The sequence below is a fragment of the Sphingomonas sp. Leaf22 genome (genome assembly GCF_001421715.1).
Lineage (GTDB): Bacteria > Pseudomonadota > Alphaproteobacteria > Sphingomonadales > Sphingomonadaceae > Sphingomonas.
The window spans coordinates 186,972-203,873 of sequence record NZ_LMKP01000023.1 but is presented as its reverse complement, the minus strand read 5'-3'; the positions used below and the strand labels follow the sequence as shown (position 1 = coordinate 203,873).

At 65.2% G+C, this 16,902-nt stretch carries 15 protein-coding genes; 9 read left to right on the top strand and 6 right to left on the bottom strand.

From position 1 onward, the window contains the following. The first annotated feature begins 134 nt into the window (after nt 1-134). The 7 genes from ASE70_RS11765 (at nt 135) to ASE70_RS20710 (ending at nt 7,620) form a co-directional block, all read left to right on the top strand. Nucleotides 135-587, top strand: a complete 453-nt coding sequence (locus ASE70_RS11765) for a hypothetical protein (RefSeq protein WP_056504937.1) — start codon at nt 135-137, stop codon at nt 585-587. Continuing rightward, nucleotides 535-822 carry a hypothetical protein gene (locus ASE70_RS19890; protein WP_156356188.1) on the top strand — a complete coding sequence of 96 codons (288 nt, stop codon included), beginning with the start codon at nt 535-537 and terminating at the stop codon, nt 820-822. Before ASE70_RS11765 ends, ASE70_RS19890 begins: the two co-directional genes overlap by 53 nt. A gap of 17 nt (nt 823-839) precedes the next feature. Next, nucleotides 840-3,509 carry a Calx-beta domain-containing protein gene (locus ASE70_RS11760; RefSeq protein WP_056504935.1) on the top strand — a complete coding sequence of 890 codons (2,670 nt, stop codon included), beginning with the start codon at nt 840-842 and terminating at the stop codon, nt 3,507-3,509. Between the two features lie 1,254 nt (nt 3,510-4,763). Continuing rightward, nucleotides 4,764-4,949 (top strand): hypothetical protein (locus ASE70_RS20720; protein WP_235519852.1); only part of this gene is annotated, 186 nt, incomplete at its 5' end. Between the two features lie 376 nt (nt 4,950-5,325). Further along, nucleotides 5,326-6,123 (top strand): DNA adenine methylase, encoded by a 798-nt coding sequence (locus ASE70_RS11750; protein WP_056504930.1) that lies wholly within the window; start codon nt 5,326-5,328, stop codon nt 6,121-6,123. Between the two features lie 282 nt (nt 6,124-6,405). Further along, entirely contained in the window at nt 6,406-6,918 is a 513-nt protein-coding gene (locus ASE70_RS20715; protein ID WP_235519850.1) for a tyrosine-type recombinase/integrase, read from the top strand. Nucleotides 6,919-6,972: 54 nt separating this feature from the next. Continuing rightward, entirely contained in the window at nt 6,973-7,620 is a 648-nt protein-coding gene (locus tag ASE70_RS20710) for a tyrosine-type recombinase/integrase (RefSeq protein WP_235519849.1), read from the top strand. Nucleotides 7,621-7,843: 223 nt separating this feature from the next. Here ASE70_RS20710 and ASE70_RS11740 read toward each other — a convergent pair whose 3' ends face one another. Further along, nucleotides 7,844-8,485, bottom strand: coding sequence for a hypothetical protein (locus ASE70_RS11740; protein WP_056504927.1), 642 nt, complete (start codon nt 8,483-8,485; stop codon nt 7,844-7,846). Nucleotides 8,486-9,079: 594 nt separating this feature from the next. Here ASE70_RS11740 and ASE70_RS11730 point away from each other — a divergent pair. Both ASE70_RS11730 and epsC read left to right on the top strand, forming a co-directional pair. Continuing rightward, a complete protein-coding gene (locus tag ASE70_RS11730; RefSeq protein WP_056394581.1) occupies nt 9,080-9,343 on the top strand; it encodes a hypothetical protein in 264 nt (87 codons plus the stop codon). A 110-nt stretch (nt 9,344-9,453) separates the two neighbouring features. Then, complete coding sequence (gene epsC / locus ASE70_RS11725; RefSeq protein ID WP_056504924.1) at nt 9,454-10,374, top strand: serine O-acetyltransferase EpsC; 921 nt, start codon at nt 9,454-9,456, stop codon at nt 10,372-10,374. 94 nt (nt 10,375-10,468) lie between these two features. On the opposite strand, the gene guaA is transcribed toward epsC, so the two are convergent. The 5 genes from guaA to rpsK all read right to left on the bottom strand — a co-directional run bounded on the left by guaA (nt 10,469) and on the right by rpsK (nt 16,830). Beyond that, complete coding sequence (guaA, locus tag ASE70_RS11720; RefSeq protein ID WP_056504920.1) at nt 10,469-12,025, bottom strand: glutamine-hydrolyzing GMP synthase; 1,557 nt, start codon at nt 12,023-12,025, stop codon at nt 10,469-10,471. A gap of 316 nt (nt 12,026-12,341) precedes the next feature. Beyond that, nucleotides 12,342-14,429 (bottom strand): prolyl oligopeptidase family serine peptidase, encoded by a 2,088-nt coding sequence (locus ASE70_RS11715; RefSeq protein WP_235519848.1) that lies wholly within the window; start codon nt 14,427-14,429, stop codon nt 12,342-12,344. 191 nt (nt 14,430-14,620) lie between these two features. Beyond that, nucleotides 14,621-15,043, bottom strand: coding sequence for a 50S ribosomal protein L17 (gene rplQ, locus ASE70_RS11710; RefSeq protein WP_056394569.1), 423 nt, complete (start codon nt 15,041-15,043; stop codon nt 14,621-14,623). Nucleotides 15,044-15,282: 239 nt separating this feature from the next. Further along, nucleotides 15,283-16,347 (bottom strand): DNA-directed RNA polymerase subunit alpha, encoded by a 1,065-nt coding sequence (locus ASE70_RS11705; RefSeq protein WP_055996062.1) that lies wholly within the window; start codon nt 16,345-16,347, stop codon nt 15,283-15,285. Between the two features lie 93 nt (nt 16,348-16,440). Further along, nucleotides 16,441-16,830: a 30S ribosomal protein S11 gene (gene rpsK, locus ASE70_RS11700; protein WP_055996065.1), complete on the bottom strand. Its 390-nt coding sequence runs from the start codon at nt 16,828-16,830 to the stop codon at nt 16,441-16,443. Nucleotides 16,831-16,902: the final 72 nt, after the last annotated feature.

Below are 16,902 nucleotides of genomic sequence, written 5' to 3'. Positions count from 1 at the left end.
GCGAAATATCCGCAGGCGCGRATCTGCGGCCATCGCGACTTCTCGCCCGATCGGAACCGCAACGGTCGCATCGATCCGCAGGAATGGATCAAGGCCTGCCCGAGCTTCGACGCGGTCGGCGAGTACACCGGCCTGTGATCGCCGGCCTCGCCAAGCTCGCGATCGGGATCGGGGTACCGACCCGTATTGCAAAGCCGGTGGCGATCGCCGTCGTGGTGCTGGCGATCACCGGCGCGATCTGGCTGGCGATCGGGCTGGTCTATCGCTCGGGTCGGACCGCCGGCGGGGCCAGTGCCCGGGTCGCGATCGGTGAACAGCACCGCGAGCGCACTGCCGAGGCGCGCGCCGACGAACGCCTCGCGGCCGACGTGACGATCGCGATCGCCGACCGGACCGCGCGCGCGGACGTGCTGTCCGAGACCCTTCTCCGCTCCACCATCAAGGATCTGCGCGATGCACTCGACGCCATGCCGCCGGCTGCTGCCGGCGCTGCTCCTCCTGTCGTGCCTGTCGACCGGCTGCGCGACGACCTCAATGCGAGCATCGCTCGCGCGAACCGAGCGGGCGAAACTGCCGCCGCTCCCTGAAGCGCTGACGCGGACCGAGACGATCGCCCCGCTGACCGCCTCGCGAACGGGCGAGCTGGTGTCGGTCCCGAAAGCCTTTCTTGCCGAGCTGCTGGAGCGGTTCGCTGAAGCCGTCGCCGCCGTCGGCCGCGGGAATGTCCGCGCCGTCGCCGTCCGGCAGGAGCGGACCTGCCTCGATGCCATCATCAGCACCGGCACCGCCCCCGCCGGCTGCACCACCGATCAGCCGCGCTGATCCTGCGGGAGCATACCATGACCAAAGTTCTGTACTTCCACCCGGCCTACCTGGCGCTGCCGCCGGTGCTGCTCGACCTTACTGATACTGCCGCGTCGGCGCTCGTGTCGTCCGGCGCTGGCGCATATCCGGTGCCGATGCCGATCGACCGGGTGCCCGGCATGCCGACGCCGACGCCGACGATACCAGGTCTGTCGATCACAGCACCGGACGCGATGCCGAATGGTGTCGTTGGCAGCGGTTCGGCGTTCACGCCCACCATCTCGGGCGGCACGCCCCCTTACGTGCTGTCGGTGGCTGGCGGCGCATTGGCACCTGGCCGCCGGATTTCCGGTTTGAGTATTGTCGGTAATTACACGCTTGCCGGCGATTATTCTTACATCCTGCGGGTCGTCGATAGCCTCGGTGCTTCGGCCAACGTGAGCATCAGCGTCTCGGTCGGGAATGCCGCGAACCTGCTTGATGACCCGGTCATGTACCAGATCGGCGCTTCGCTGGAGGGTCAGGGTCTGCGCGGCAGCGCAAATCCGGTCGCGTATGGCTTCACCGCACAGACGCCGCTCGTCTGGGCCAATCACCTCGCGCCGAAACGCCTGTTCACGATCCAGACGGGCAAGCACCCGACCGAACCGTTCTATTACCGTCCAACGTCGTACGCCACAGGCGGTGCCGGTTATTTCAGCGTCCCCAATCCGGGGTGGAACGTAAACGACCAGGTCGATCTGGCGGTCGCCCATGCGCAGACGCTGCCGAACGGCCGGCAAAAGGTCGTGTGGTACAGCGGCGGTCGCAACGACATGACTGTCGCATCGACCTACATTTCCCGGGAGCTGGCCAACCTCGACAAGCTCGCCGCCGTTTTTGATTTGATCATCGTTCCGGGTCTCTGGAAGCGCGACTTTTCGGCCGCAGACGGATGGCAGAAGGGCGGTTCCAACCGCGGTTATCTGGATTCGGTAAACGCCAATTTCCCGGCGCAGCTTGCCGCCCGCTATGGCAGCAAGGTCATCTACGTCCCCCTTCAGGCGATTATGAGCGATGGGACCGCCGACGAAAATCCGAAGCCGCAATATCTGTGCGACGGTCAGACGCACTATTCGAACCTCGGCGCACAGGCGACCGGTAAAGCCGTGTACGATGCGATCAAGGATCGCTTCGTCGGTCATGTCGATACGGGCAACCTGATCTCGGTCAGCGGCAATACCGGTACGTTGAGCAACGGTGTCACTGGTGCAGCTCCTGCCGGGTTCAGCGTCACCAAGGACCCGACAGTATCGGTTGTCGCCAGCATTCCCGCCGCCGGTTCGGTCGGGCTGGCGCTGACCACTGCTGTAACGCAGGCTACCGTCGCCGAAGGTGTGACAATCGCCGGCCCTACTGCGACGCTGGTGAATGCCGGTAACTACCGGGCACGGATGCACGTTCGTATCGATCCGACGCCGGCGCGTGTCGTCGTTGGTGGTGGTCTGCTAGAGACCACCGGCGGTGCAACGCCGCAACGGGCGCTCGGTATGTTCGCCTGTCGGGCCAACGCCTATGCTGCCGTAAACATCGCGACGACGGCAACCGCTTCGATCGACACGCTCGACGCGACGAATGGCCTCGATCTGTACATCGACACGCCGGATATGCTGGTCGACGCCAACGCCACGGTTGTGCCCTACGTGACGATCGCGGCCGATCAAGGCGCTGTCGTAACCGTCAACGTAGTGACGTCCGAATGGTCGGTTGTTCGTGGCGCAGACGCGCTGCCGACTTTCGGTTTCCGGTACGCCGGTATCACCAAGCCGGAAGGCAATACGGGCGGCACGACCGTCTATGGGTTCGAAGTGATCCGCTCGACCGGCACCGGCTCGGTTACGATCCCTTATGCCTTCAGTGCCGGCACGACCGACGCTGCGGACTATCTGGGCGGTGTTCTGCCGTCGAGCGGGAGCGTGACGTTCGCCGACGGCGAAACGAGCAAGCTGATCAACGTCACCGTGGTTGGCGATGGGGTCGAGGAAAGCGCTGAAACGTTTACGATTACCCTTAGCAATCCGGCCGGCTATCTTTCCAACGGAAGCATTGTCGGTACCGGCATCATCGTCAACGACGATGGCCTACAGACCTTCGCGTTCCGCGACACCTGGACGGAGACGACGGCGGTCGCCGTCACGGCGCATACTGCGAACAGCGGTCACACCTATGCGCGGGTCGGCACGTACGACATGACCATCTCGCCCGGCAACAACCGGGTCCGGTGGAACGCTGGTACGGGGTACATCCGCAGTTCGTATGCGCCAACCAGCGCCAACTATGACCTGAAGGTGATGATCCGCTGCGTTCGTCTCCGCGCTTCCGGCATTGGTCTGCGGATGGGCGCGGACGGAGGCTGCGTGACCGTCGGTTACTCCGCGAACGGCGCTTCGTGGTCCGTAAACGACCGGTCGGGCAGCAATCAGCTGTCGGGCTACACGGGAGGTTCGCCTGTCACCATCGAGTTGCTTCGTTGGTATGAAATGGAAGTTCGTGTTCGCGGAAACACGTTCCAACAGTTCATCGACGGTGTCGCGGTGTCGCCAGTCCACACGTTCCGCACCAACTACGGTGCCAATATCGGGCTGACGAACATCACCGCCTATTCCAGCAACGGTACTGAAGGTTGGGAATACGGTGAGATGACGGTCACCGAGTACGCCGCCTAACCCTACATCGGCTGGCAGATTTGGCAGGTACCGTATCCGTCGAAAAGGTCGGTACCGCCACATTCTGGGCAGCAATCCTCCCTGTCCGGGGCTTCAGGAAAGAACGCCACAAGCGTGGCGTCGAGCGCCGTCAAAGCACGCGACGACACCTGCGCCAATAGGCCGCGCAGACCCGTCCGCCGACCCGATACTCCAACGCTCTGCATAGACCCCCCGATCTCGCGATGGCCCCCCGGCCTCCGCAGCCTGAACCACTAACCGAAAAGTCCGCCGAATCAACGATCCTTTAGAATGGAGCCGACTATGACCACCACCATCACCGCGAAGCACGGCCAGACCCCGAAGCTGATGCCCGGCCAGCAGATCAAATTCCCTGCCACGCTCAACACAACCGTGGGAGCTTGGGACGAGGAGAAGCGGAAATACGCCTACAAGTGGGGCACCCGGGTTTGCTTCCTCGTTGGCATCGAGCGGCTCTATCTGGTCGAAGGCACGACCTATAGCGCAACTGCGCCCGTCATCGAGCAGCCGCCAGTGACGACGCCGGCACCGTCCCCAACGACCAAGGTCCGCACCGGCACCTTCAGCACGCCCGCCGGCGGGCTTGAGGCATGGCTGCTGACCGATTTCTATTCGCTTGGCGTCGGCAGCCTCGGCAGCTTCGGTACCGCCGGCCCGCTGCCGGCCGGCATCCCGACCGACGCCGAGCGGGGCTATCTGCGCGGGGGCATCTTCTGCCATGCGACGGCCCCGCTGATGGGCGACGCCGTCCTGTACGGTCGTTCGGTCGAGGGCTTCGTCACCGCGCACCGCGCCGGCGGCAAGACGGTCCAGTCGGCCTCGGCGGTGCTGACCGGCTATCATCAGGTGGACGGCACCGTGTCGGCCGAGGCCGAAGCGATCCGCTTCGTCGGCACCACGGACGACGGGATCGGCGTCGACCAGCGGATCTCGGTCGAAGGCAAGCGCATCCTGATCGACGTCGAGCTGGCAAACCGCACCGCGGCCGAGCTGGTCGACCTGCGGTACATGCGCCTGATCGATTTCGATCAGCCCGGTGCCTACGAGACCGTCAATGAGGTCGTGGAGCGCGGTCGCGCGCGGGCGACGATGGCGGGCAATCGCGTGCTGCTGGTCGGCAGCGACGACCCGCGCGCGACGATCGGGCTGGCGATCGCCGTCCCGCCGACGCTCGATCCCTATGCGATCAAGGCGCTGCCGGTCGGCACGAAGCGCAAGGGCGACGATTCGATNGCGACGATCGGGCTGGCGATCGCCGTCCCGCCGACGCTCGATCCCTATGCGATCAAGGCGCTGCCGGTCGGCACGAAGCGCAAGGGCGACGATTCGATCCACGTCTGCCTTGATCTCGGCACGCTGGCGATCGGCGCGTCGACCCGCTTTCGGATCGTCATCGACGGGTCGGCGATCGCCTCTTGAGGCACCCTGCCCGGCAAGGCATAGCGATCGGGCTGTTCGAACTTAGCCGTTAGGACAGCCCGCGCGCGGAAATTGGCCGACCGGTTCGCCGGGTGGCCTGCGGAATAGAAGACCTTCGGGGAATACGTGGGGCGCAGTTGCCAATTCTGCGCGGCTAGCCACCCGGTACCAGGTGGCGCAGGCAAGGTGACCCGCCAGCGTATCCCCGAAGGCCACCCGCCAGCTTAGGTCTGAGCTTCGGTCTCCACTCCGGACTATCGCGATCCTTCCAACTTTCGGAGCTGCTCCGAAGGTTCGGAGGGTTGCGACCCTCGCCGCCAGTCGCGGCGTCATCAGCGCGCCTAGCCGACGTGCTTCTTTCCGGAAGAAGCCGACCTTGAACGACCTACCGACTGCATGCCCGCCGGCACCCTATCTCGGCGGCAAGCGCAACCTCGCCAAACGCCTCTGCGCGATCATCGAGACGATTCCCCACAAGGCCTATATCGAGCCGTTCGTTGGCATGGGCGGGATCTTCCTGCGCCGGGCTCGGCCGGCACCCGTCGAGGTCATCAACGACTTGTCGGGCGACGTCGCCAACCTCTTCCGGATCGTCCGCCGCCATTATGAACCGTTCGTCGACGAGATGGCCTTCCTGTTCGCCGGCCGAGCCGACTTCGATCGGATGCGGGCAGTGAACCCATCGACGCTAACCGACATCGAGCGCGCGGTGCGCTTCCTGTATCTTCAGCGGCTCGGCTTCGGCGGGAAGGTCGTCGGCCGGACGTTCGGCCTGCGGCGCGACCAGTCGTCGCGCTTCGATCATGCCCGGCTCCGCGCGGACCTGCGGCGGCTCAGCGCGCGCCTCGCGCCCGTGACGATCGAGCAGCTCGATGCTGTCGAGCTGATCGGCCGGTACGATAGCAAGGACGCGCTCTTCTACCTCGACCCGCCGTATCATGAGACCACCGGGTACGGACTGGACTTCGGACCGGACCGATACCGCGCGCTGGCCGACCGACTGAACACGATCGCGGGCAGCTTCGTGCTGTCGATCAACGACACGCCGCTCATCCGGGAGATCTTCGCCCGGTTCGTCATTGAGGAGATCGCCACGACGTGGACGGTCTCCGGGCATGCTGCCCGCGCCGGCACGAAGGTGACTGAGCTGATCATCCGTAACCGGCCACGTTAAGTTTCGGCCGCCAGGATGCGGGTATCGAAGTGGGTATTGCCGGCTTGCGCAATTTCTCAAACTGGCGGTTTTCTGCGCCGTCGGATGTGACCACGGCGGACAGGTTGTCCGCCGTGGTCGGGGTTGGGGGTCGGTTAGATCGCCCGGCGACGATCAGCCTTGGGGCCGGTGGGGCGGCTGACCAGGTGCTGTCCCGACCCCCTTCGCTCTCGGGGGGTATGCCCCCGAAATAGCCCCGCGCCGGCGGCGCGGCAAGTTCGTGCTTTCAGATAGGATTCGACCATGCTGACCAACGCCGCGGTGCGATCCGCGCGGCCGAAGCCGTGCGCCTACAAGCTCTCCGATGGGCAGGGCCTGCACCTGTATGTCGCACCGACTGGCCTCAAATCATGGCGTGTGCGATTCCGCGTCGCTGGCCGTGAGCAGCTGCTGACGATCGGCCAGTTTCCCGACGTCGATCTGTCGGCCGCGCGAGAGGCGGCAGCAGCTGCCCGCGACGCGCTGCGCGCCGGGCGAGATCCGCGCGAAGAGCGCGCAGCGCGTGTCGAGGTCGACCGGACGTTCGCCACCGTCGCCCGCGCCTGGCACGCGCACTGGCGGTCGAGCTGGACCAACGTCCACGCCGGCGACGTGATCACCAGCCTCGAGCGCGACGTGTTCCCGGCGATCGGCGCGATCGACGTCGACGATATCGGGGCCGGCGACATTCGCGACCTGCTGCGCGCCGTCGAGGCCCGCGGCGCGATCGAGACTGCGAAGCGGCTGCGCCAGCGCATCAGCAAGGTGTTCGGCTAGTCGATCGCCAACGAGCTGGCCGAGGTCGACCCGTCGACGGCGGTCCGCCACGCGTTGTCGGCCGCGCCGATCGCCAGCGAGCAGCTGGCGCTTACTTCACTCGACGAGGCTCACGATCTCCTTGCCGCGTCGACGGCCGCCGGCGGCGCGGCGATCGTCGATCTGGCGTCCCGGTTCCTCGCGCTGACTGCGGTCCGGCAAGGTGCGTTGCGCGGCATGCGATGGGAAGAAGTTGAGGGCGTCGACTGGGCCGGGGCTATGATTGGTCCGATCGCGCCGGTGTGGCGGGTGCCGGCGGCACGGATGAAGCTGGCCAAGGCGAAAAAGGGTGATGCCCGGTTCGATCACCTGGTGCCGCTTTCCCGGCAGGCGTTCGCCGTTCTTTGCAGGGTCCGCGCGCTCGGCATCGATGCCGACCTCGTCTTCGGGCATTTGTCGGAGAGCGCGATCGGCGCGCTGTATCGGAAGGCCGGCTTTGCCGGCCGACACGTGCCGCACGGATGGCGCGCCACCTTCTCGACGATCCTGAACGAACTCTATCCCGGCCTGCGCGTGATGATCGATCGCGCGCTCGGCCACGCGGGGAAGAAAGAGGCAGACGTCAACGTGAAGGTCGAGGGCGCGTACAATCGATCGAAGCAGATCTGGCCCCGCCGGCGGCTTATGCAGCGATGGGCTGACCTGGTGATGCCCGACGCGTGACCTGTCCCCGCGGGGGACGGGGCGGCTCTTTCGGCACGATCCGTGCTCGTCCCCGCCGCCAAGCCTCGGGGCGGCGCAGCCGCCCTGTCCTGGGCTGGCCGCTGCGCGCGACGGTTCGTATGCCGGGCGGGTTCGGCATCGGGGACTAGCACATGGCGGTCCGGTTGGGCTGGGTGATGTCGCTTGTGGCTACGTATCGCGAGAGCGATCCCTTATAGAATTACTACAGGGTCTCATTCCGACCGCATTGCGGACTCGCCCTATTTGCCTCTGCGTCGCGCCTATCGACGGAGTTTCCGAACGAACGAAGGGCGTCCATCAGCGACCACGTCGCATCAGGCTTCGGCTCGGCGGGTGCCGGGGGCTGGATCGCCGACGCCTGTCGGTCGGCGCGTTCCTGCCGTGCGTCCCGCTCTACGACGGTAAGCGACCGCTGCGTTGCCTCGACTGCCTTCCGCGTAATCCGTGCCACCAGCTTCATCGCCTTCGCGGGAAGCGACAGGAAATAGGCGTTCGAGATTTGCTCGACATATTGGCCGCCGGGCTGGGGGTCGTCGACCGGCCGCGTCCGTCGCGTCGAATCCAGAAAGCCTTCCGCCTTTAAACGGGCAATAGCGCTACCGACAGCGCTTCGCGATCGTCGTATCTGTTGGGCTATCCAGCTATAGGAAGGGTCGAGACGGCCGTCTTTCTTGCCCCGCAGGCGAAGGAAGAAGCGATACACCTCGATCGCGATATGGCCGAGCTTCCCGTTGCGTGCGCCGGGCTGCTTGGTGAAATGCTCGTAGGCTTCGGCCGCGCGTAGGCGGGCGTTGTTCTCCGACCGCGGAAAGCGGTTCGACGACGCCCACCGGCTTTCGATCACAGGATCGTGGTGGAAGCTCCCTGCCCGCACCCGTTGATGGGTACGTTGGCGCAATCGACCTGCATGGAGTGCCTTGCCGGCGTGGGTACGAGGTGCGGTAATCTTCGACTTCATGTCGGCCCCCGGAGCGGTGGGTCGATGGGCGCACGAAAGCGCCGCCGGAACCGGGGTCCGACGCCGCTTGTGCGTGGGTTATGGAGCGCTGATCAGGCGCGTATGGGATGGTGGGATCGGTGCCGTGCGGCTCCGGTGTTTCTCCGGTGTCGCGTACAATTCGGCACGGTTTCTCTCAGGGGCGCATCACCGCTGCATTACGTCTGCCTGCCGCGAAGCCTTTGAAAACCGGCGTGTCGCGTGCAATCGCACTGCAGAGGTCAGGGGTTCGATTCCCCTCAGCTCTACCACCCCGCTCGGCTTACATCACACCTATCTCCGAACGGCGGGTTCCGCCTTGGTGGCCTGTGTGTTCCGCCATACCGATTGATAGCCCCGCATTACCCTACTAAAGTAATGGGATTATAGTCTCCCTAGCGTCGCTCTCTACTATGGGCGCTGCAACGGCCGCCTCGGCGGCGGCGAACAGGGAGATCGGGTTTGACGAAATTCATCGCACCGCTGGCGGCAATCGCGCTGGTCGGGCTTGGCGGGTGTTCGGGTAACGAACCGGCCAACAGCATCGACGCCAACGCATCGATCGAAACGAACCTGACGTCGGTCGACGAACCGCTGGCGAACGATATTGCGGTCGGCAACGCGGCCATCGTGTCGAACGACACCACGCTTGCGACCGACCCGGCACTGAACGCGACGGTCGTCGATCCGACGCCGACCACGACCGGCAACGCCACCGGCCTTTGAGTTTCGCCGCGCCACGGCGCGGTGTCCGCAACGCTTTGGTAGCTCCCTAAGCGTAACCTTGGTCGGGCGTCGTCAAGTCGCCCGACCTTTTTTGTTTCGAAGCGATCCGCATGGCCCAGCCCGACGACGACCGCCGCCAGATCATCAACCACGCCACCCGTGCGCTGTCGACCGCGCGCATGGCATGGCGGCGGGCGCAACCGAGCCGGCAGCAACCGGCGACCTTTCCGTCGCGAACCACGCTGACGCGGGCAATGGAGTTCCTGTCGCACGCCCTGTTCCCCGGCCGGATCGGTGGCTTTGCGGGCGACGCGGCCGGGGAAGACCGGTTCGTTGCCGAGCGGCTCGACGCCGCCTTTGCGTTGCTCGACGAAGCGATCCGCGCCGAATTCGCCTATTGGCAGGATGTTTCCGCGATCGACTTCGCACCCGAACGGCCGGCGGAGATATTGCGGCTGTTCGCCGGCACGCCGTCGCGCGTGCGGGCGCTGATCGATACCGACGTCGCCGCGATCTTTCGCGGTGATCCGGCGGCACGCAGCGTCGATGAAATCCTGATCTGCTATCCCGGCGCGGTCGCGATCCTGCACCATCGGCTGGCCCACGAACTCGACTCGCTGGGCGTGCCGATCGTCGCACGGATCGTGTCGGAGACCGCCAACGAACGAACCGGCATCGACATTCATCCAGGTGCGACGATCGGCCCCGGCTTCTTCATCGATCATGGCACCGGCGTGGTGATCGGTGAGACTGCCGTGATCGGCGCGCGGGTGCGGCTGTATCAGCATGTCACGCTCGGCGCGCGAACGCCGCATCGATCGCAACCCCGTTCCGCCAGCGGGCCGTTCGTGCAGCGCGTGGCACGGCATCCGATCGTCGGGGACGATGTCGTGATCTATGCCGGAGCGACGATCCTCGGCCGGGTGACGATCGGCGACCGGGCAGTGATCGGCGGCAATGTCTGGTTGTTGCAGGACGTCGCGGCGAACAGCGTCATCATGCAGCCGGAGGCGGTGCCGGCAGGGGTTTGAGAATCGACCTGACCTCGTTGCCTAGCTCCGGCACCCCGCTATCGCGGGGCGAATGATCCGGCACAAATCGTCCCCCGGACGATTTGAGTCCGGATCATTCCCACTCGATCGTGCCGGGCGGCTTGCTCGTATAGTCGTAGGTGACGCGGTTGATGCCCTTCACCTCGTTGATGATGCGGGTCGCCACGCGCGGCAGGAAGTCGCCCGGAAACTGGAACGCCTGCGCGGTCATGCCGTCGGTCGAGGTCACCGCACGCAGCGCGAGGACATTGTCATAGGTGCGGCCGTCGCCCATCACGCCGACGCTGCGCACCGGCAGCAGTACCGCGAACGCCTGCCAGATCGTGTCGTACAGCCCGGCCTTGCGGATCTCCTCAAGATAGATCGCATCGGCCTTGCGCAATATGTCGCAGCGTTCGCGCGTCACTTCGCCCGGAATCCGGATGGCGAGGCCGGGTCCGGGGAACGGATGGCGGCCGACGAAGATGTCGGGCAGGCCCAGTTCGCGACCCAGCGCGCGGACCTCGTCCTTGAACAGTTCGCGCAACGGCTCGACCAGCGCCATGTTCATGCGCTCGGGCAGGCCGCCGACATTGTGGTGGCTCTTGATCGTCACCGACGGGCCACCGGTAAAGCTGACGCTTTCGATCACGTCGGGGTAGAGCGTTCCCTGGGCGAGAAACTGCGCGCCGCCCAGCTTGTTCGCTTCGGCCTCGAACACGTCGATGAACGTCTTGCCGATGAACTTGCGCTTGGCTTCCGGATCGGTGACGCCAGCCAGACCGTCCATGAACAGGTCCTGCGCATCCACATGGACGAGCGGGATATTGTAATGGCCGCGGAACAGGCTGACGACCTGTTCGGCCTCGCCCGCGCGGAGGATGCCGCCGTCGACGAACACGCAGGTCAGCTGGTCGCCGATCGCCTCATGCAGCAGCAGCGCCGCGACCGAGCTGTCGACGCCGCCCGACAGGCCGCAGATGACCTTGGCCGAACCGACCTGTTCACGGATTTCGGCGATCTTGAGGTCGCGGAACTCGGCCATCGTCCAGTCGCCCGACAGCCCGCAGACATAGCGCGCGAAATTGGCGATCAGCTTCGCGCCATCGGGCGTGTGGAACACCTCCGGATGGAACTGCACGCCGTAATAGCGCCGGGCGTCGTCCGCGATGATCGCGAACGGCGCGCCGGGGCTGGTCGCGACAACGTGGAAGCCGGGCGCGATCGCCGCGACCTTGTCGCCATGGCTCATCCACACCTGATGCCGCTCGCCCGTGGCCCAGAGGCCGTCGAACAGGCCGCAGGTCTCGGCCACTTCGACATAGGCTTCGCCGAACTCGCCCGAATGGCCCTTCTCGACCTTGCCGCCCAGCTGTTCGGTCATGACCTGCTGGCCGTAGCAGATGCCGAACACCGGCACGCCCGAATCGAAGATCGCCTGCGGCGCGCGCGGACTGCCGTCGTCACAGACCGATGCGGGGCCACCCGACAGGATCACGCCCTTCGGCTGCATCCGTTCGAACGCTTCGCCGGCCTTCTGGAACGGAGCGATTTCGGAATAGACGCCGGCCTCGCGCACGCGACGCGCGATCAGCTGCGTCACCTGGCTGCCGAAATCGACGATCAGGATGGAGTCGGGGGTCTCGTTCATCCGCACCCGATAGCAGAGCTTCGGGGGTGTGCCAGCCCTTTGGGGCTCGTGCCTAGGGTGAAGAACGGGGTTGGTTTCGCGCGAAGACGCGGAGAGAAGAAGGCGAGGGTTTTCGCGCAGAGGCGCGGAGGCGCAGAGGGGTTGCGCCCGCGGCGGATCGCTCGGCCGCACCAGCGGCCTTCAACGCCGTCGCAACGCGCGGAAGCGTCTTCCGATCGCAGATCGATCGCCCGGATCGGGCTCCTCTGCGCCTCCGCGCCTCTGCGCGAACCAACCCCTCTTCCCTTCGCGCCTTCGCGTGAAAACAAGCCTTCCCCTACCCGATCGGCTTCACCTGCATGCCCGTCCATTTGGCGATGAACGCCCACAGATCGGCGGTTTCCTCGATCACCTTGTCGGTCGGCTTGCCCGAGCCGTGGCCGGCGCGGGTTTCGATGCGGACCAGATGCGGCTTCGGGCCGATATCCTTCGACTGGATCATCGCGGTGTATTTGAAGGTATGGCCGGGTACCACGCGGTCGTCGGTGTCGGCGGTGGTCGCGAGGATCGCCGGATAGGTCACGCCCGCCTTCACATTGTGATAGGGCGAATAGCCGAGCAGGTTGCGGAAATCGGCTTCCTTGGCGGGTACGCCGTAATCGTCGACCCAGTAGCGCCCGGCGGTGAAGCGGTCGAAGCGCAGCATGTCCATCACGCCCACCGCCGGCAGCGCCGCCGCGAACAGATCGGGCCGCTGGTTGACGACGGCACCGACCAGCAGGCCGCCATTCGATCCGCCCTGGATCGCCAGCTGCCCCTTCGACGTGACGCCCTGTGCGATCAGGTCTTCCCCAGCACCGATGAAATCGTCGAACACATTCTGTTTGTTCAGCAGCTTGCCGCCGTCATGCCATTCCTTGCCATATTCGCTGCCGCCGCGAATATTGGCGACCGCGAGCACCCCGCCCTGTTCCAGCCACGCGATACGCCCGGCGGAAAATCCCGGCAGGATCGGCACGTTGAACCCGCCATAGGCATAGAGCAGCGTCGGTGCCGGCCCCTTCACGTCCTTGCGCTTGACGATGAACATCGGAACCTTCGTCCCGTCCTTCGATGCGTAGAAGCGTTGGCGGACGTCGTACTGCGCGGGATCGAAAGCGACCTTCGGGCTTGCCCAAGGCGTCACCGCGCGGGTCGCGACGTCGTAGCGATAGATCGTCGTCGGCGTCGCAAAGCTCGAAAAGGCGAAGAAGCCTTCATTGTTGTCGAGTTCACCGCCGACGCCGCCGACCGTGCCGATGCCGGGCAGCGCAATGCTGCCATCGGGCTTGCCGTCAAGGGTGAAGCGCTTCACCTCGGTCTTCGCATCGACCAGATAAGCGGCCATGATCCGCCCGCCGACCAGCGACGCGCCGTTCAGCACCGCCCTGTCCTCGGCCACCACTTCCTTCGGCGTCGGGTTCGCGGCGGCCATGTCGAGCGTCACGATGCGCAGGCGCGGCGCGCCCTGCGTCGTGGTCAGGTACAGCGTGCTGTCCTTCGACCCGATCGACGACCAGTCGACATTGTCGGTATTGACGATGGTGCGCGGCTTGTCGTTCGGCCTGGTCAGGTCGAGGACCGCGATCTCGGTATGGTCGCCGGGACCGCTGGTCGAGATGATCAGCCAGCGGCCATCGTCGGTGATACCGGGATAGAAGGTGTAGCGCGGCTGATCGGGCCGCTCATAGATCAGCCGGTCGGCGGTCTGCGGCGTGCCGAGCTTGTGGAAATAGACCTGCGCGTTCAGGTTCTGGCTCTGAAACTCCTGCCCCTTTTCCGGGGTCGGGAAGCGGGCATAATAGAAGCCCGATCCGTCCTTCACCCAAGACGCGGTCAGGCCGTATTTCACCCAGTCGATCTGGTCGTCGAGCGTCTTGCCAGTATCGACGTCGAGCACGCGCAGCTTGCGCCAGTCGCTGCCGCCGTCCTGGATCGAATAGAGCAGCCGCTTGCCGTCCTTCGACGGGGCCCATTCCGCAAGCGCGGTCGCGCCGTCCTTCGACCAGCCATTGGGGTCGATCAGCACCCGCCCCTGCCCGTTCACGCTGTCGCGGACATACAGCACCGACTGATTCTGCAACCCCGAATTGCGGCTGTAGAAATAGCGGCCGCCTTCGCGGTTCGGCACGCCGAAGCGTTCATAGTCGAACAGCTTCGTCAGCCGCTGCTTGAAGATATCGCGGCCGGGCAGCGTCGCCAGATAGGCGTCGGTGACCTTGTTCTGCGCCGCGACCCATGCCGCGACCTCGGGGTCGTTGCGGACGTCGTTTTCGAGCCAGCGATACGGATCGGCGACCTTCACCCCGAACTGCTCGTCGACCTGATCAACGGTGCGGGTCTGCGGATAGGCGATGCTCTGGGCAAGGGCGGTCGTGCTGGTCATCAGGCAGGCAATCGCGACAAGGGCATGGCGGTACATCGTTGCTCCATGGACAGGCGGCCGGACCGGTATCCGGTGTTACCGACCACGATAGGCCCTGCCGCTCTCCACGCAACCCCGCGGAACGCCCCAACGGAAAAGGGCGGCCGTACCGATGTACGACCGCCCTCCCCTGTCGTTCGATCGAAGGCCGATCAGGCGGCTTCGTCGAAATCCTCGTCGTTCAGGACCGGACCCGAATCCTGGCCCTTCGCCGACACGTCGCGGTCGACGAATTCGATGATCGCCATCGGCGAGGCGTCCGACGCGCGGATGCCGGCCTTGATGATGCGGGTATAGCCGCCGTTGCGATCGGCATAGCGGCTCGCCAGCACGTCGAACAGCTTGGTCAGCTGCGCATCGTCGAGCAGCCGGGCATGGGCCAGACGACGGTTCGACAGGCCACCCTTCTTCGCCAGCGTGATGAGCTTTTCGACGTAGGGCCGCAGTTCCTTCGCCTTGGCGACGGTAGTGGTGATCTGCTCATGCTTGATGAGCGCGGCCGACATGTTGCGGAACAGCGCAATACGATGAGCCGAGGTACGTTGCAGCTTACGGCCGCCGACGCGATGACGCATGGGTATTTCCTTCGTTCGTTAAGGGGCCGTGTCACGGAATCCCCAAAGCAGGTGGCTGTTGGAGGCCGCCACCGGTTCGCCTGTTCGCGGCAAAGGTCACAAAAGTCACACTTGCCGCGGTTTCGTTTGCCGGGTCGGACACGGGCGAAGCCCGTGTCGTCGGTCGGGACGGCTGAAAGCCGGCCCGCCGGCCGGGATTATTTCGTCCCCGGGCCAAGCTGGCTTGGCCCGGTGCGAAATTATCCCATAATTTCCTGCTCGAGCTTCTTCGCCATCTCTTCGATGTTCTCGGGCGGCCATCCAGGGATGTCCATGCCGAGGCGAAGGCCCATCGACGACAGCACTTCCTTGATTTCGTTCAGCGACTTGCGGCCGAAATTCGGAGTGCGCAGCATCTCGGCTTCGGTCTTCTGGACCAGATCGCCGATGTAGATGATGTTGTCGTTCTTGAGGCAGTTGGCCGAACGGACCGACAGTTCGAGCTCGTCGACCTTCTTGAGCAGGTAGCGGTTGATCTGCGCGGTATCGCCCTGACCTTCGCTCGCCGGTGCTGCCACCTGCGTGCCGACAGCGGCAGCGCGCGGCAGTGCCGAATCGTCGAAGTGAACGAACAGCGCCAGCTGGTCCTGAAGAATGCGACCGGCATAGGCCAGCGCGTCTTCCGGGGTCACGGTGCCATCGGTTTCGACGGTCAGCGTCAGCTTGTCGTAATCGAGTTCCTGCCCGACGCGGGTGTTCTCGACCTTGTAGCTGACCTGACGGACCGGCGAATACAGCGCGTCGACCGGGATCAGACCGATCGGCGCATCGGCCGGACGGTTGCCGGCGGCAGGCACATAGCCCTTACCGACGTCCGCGGTCAGTTCCATGTTGAGCGTCGCACCATCGTCGAGATGGCACAGCACCAGATCGGGGTTCATCACCTCGATATCGCCGGTGACGGCGATGTCGCCGGCCTTCACCTCGGCCGGGCCGGTGACGGACAGCTGGAGGCGCTTCGGGCCTTCGCCCTGCATCCGCAGCGCGATCTGCTTCACGTTCAGCACCATGTCGGTCACGTCCTCACGGACGCCGGCAAGGCTCGAGAATTCGTGAAGGACGTTCTCGATCTTGATCGAGGTTACGGCGGCGCCCTGCAGCGACGACAGCAGCACGCGACGCAGCGCGTTGCCGAGCGTCAGGCCGAACCCACGCTCCAGCGGCTCCGCGACGAAGGTCGAACGGCGCTTGGGATCGCCGCCCGGCTTCTTCTCGAGGCCGCTCGGCTTCTTGAGTTCCTGCCAGTTCTTAGCGTTGACGGACACGGGCTTCCCCTAGCTTGGCGGCGCGGAAAGGACGGGTCCGCGCCATGAAAGAACAGCCCCGCCGGACGAACCCGGCGAGGCGGCAGGCACGGATCAGACGCGGCGACGCTTCGACGGACGGACGCCGTTGTGCGGGATCGAGGTCACGTCGCGGATCGACGTGATCTGGAAACCGACCGCCTGCAGCGCGCGAAGCGCCGATTCACGACCCGAACCCGGACCCTTCACTTCGACTTCGAGCGTGCGCACACCGTGGTCGGCGGCCTTGCGGCCCGCGTCCTCGGCGGCGACCTGCGCGGCGTACGGGGTCGACTTGCGCGAGCCCTTGAAGCCCATCGCACCGGCCGACGACCACGAGATCGCATTGCCCTGCGCATCGGTGATCGTGATCATGGTGTTGTTGAAGCTGGCGTTCACATGCGCGACGCCGGCGGTGATATTCTTGCGCTCGCGACGGCGAATGCGCTGCGGTTCACGTGCCATTGTTGGTAATCCTGACCTGTATATCATGCGTGGTACGGAGATCGGGAGGCGGTCAGCCTCGAACCTGTCCCC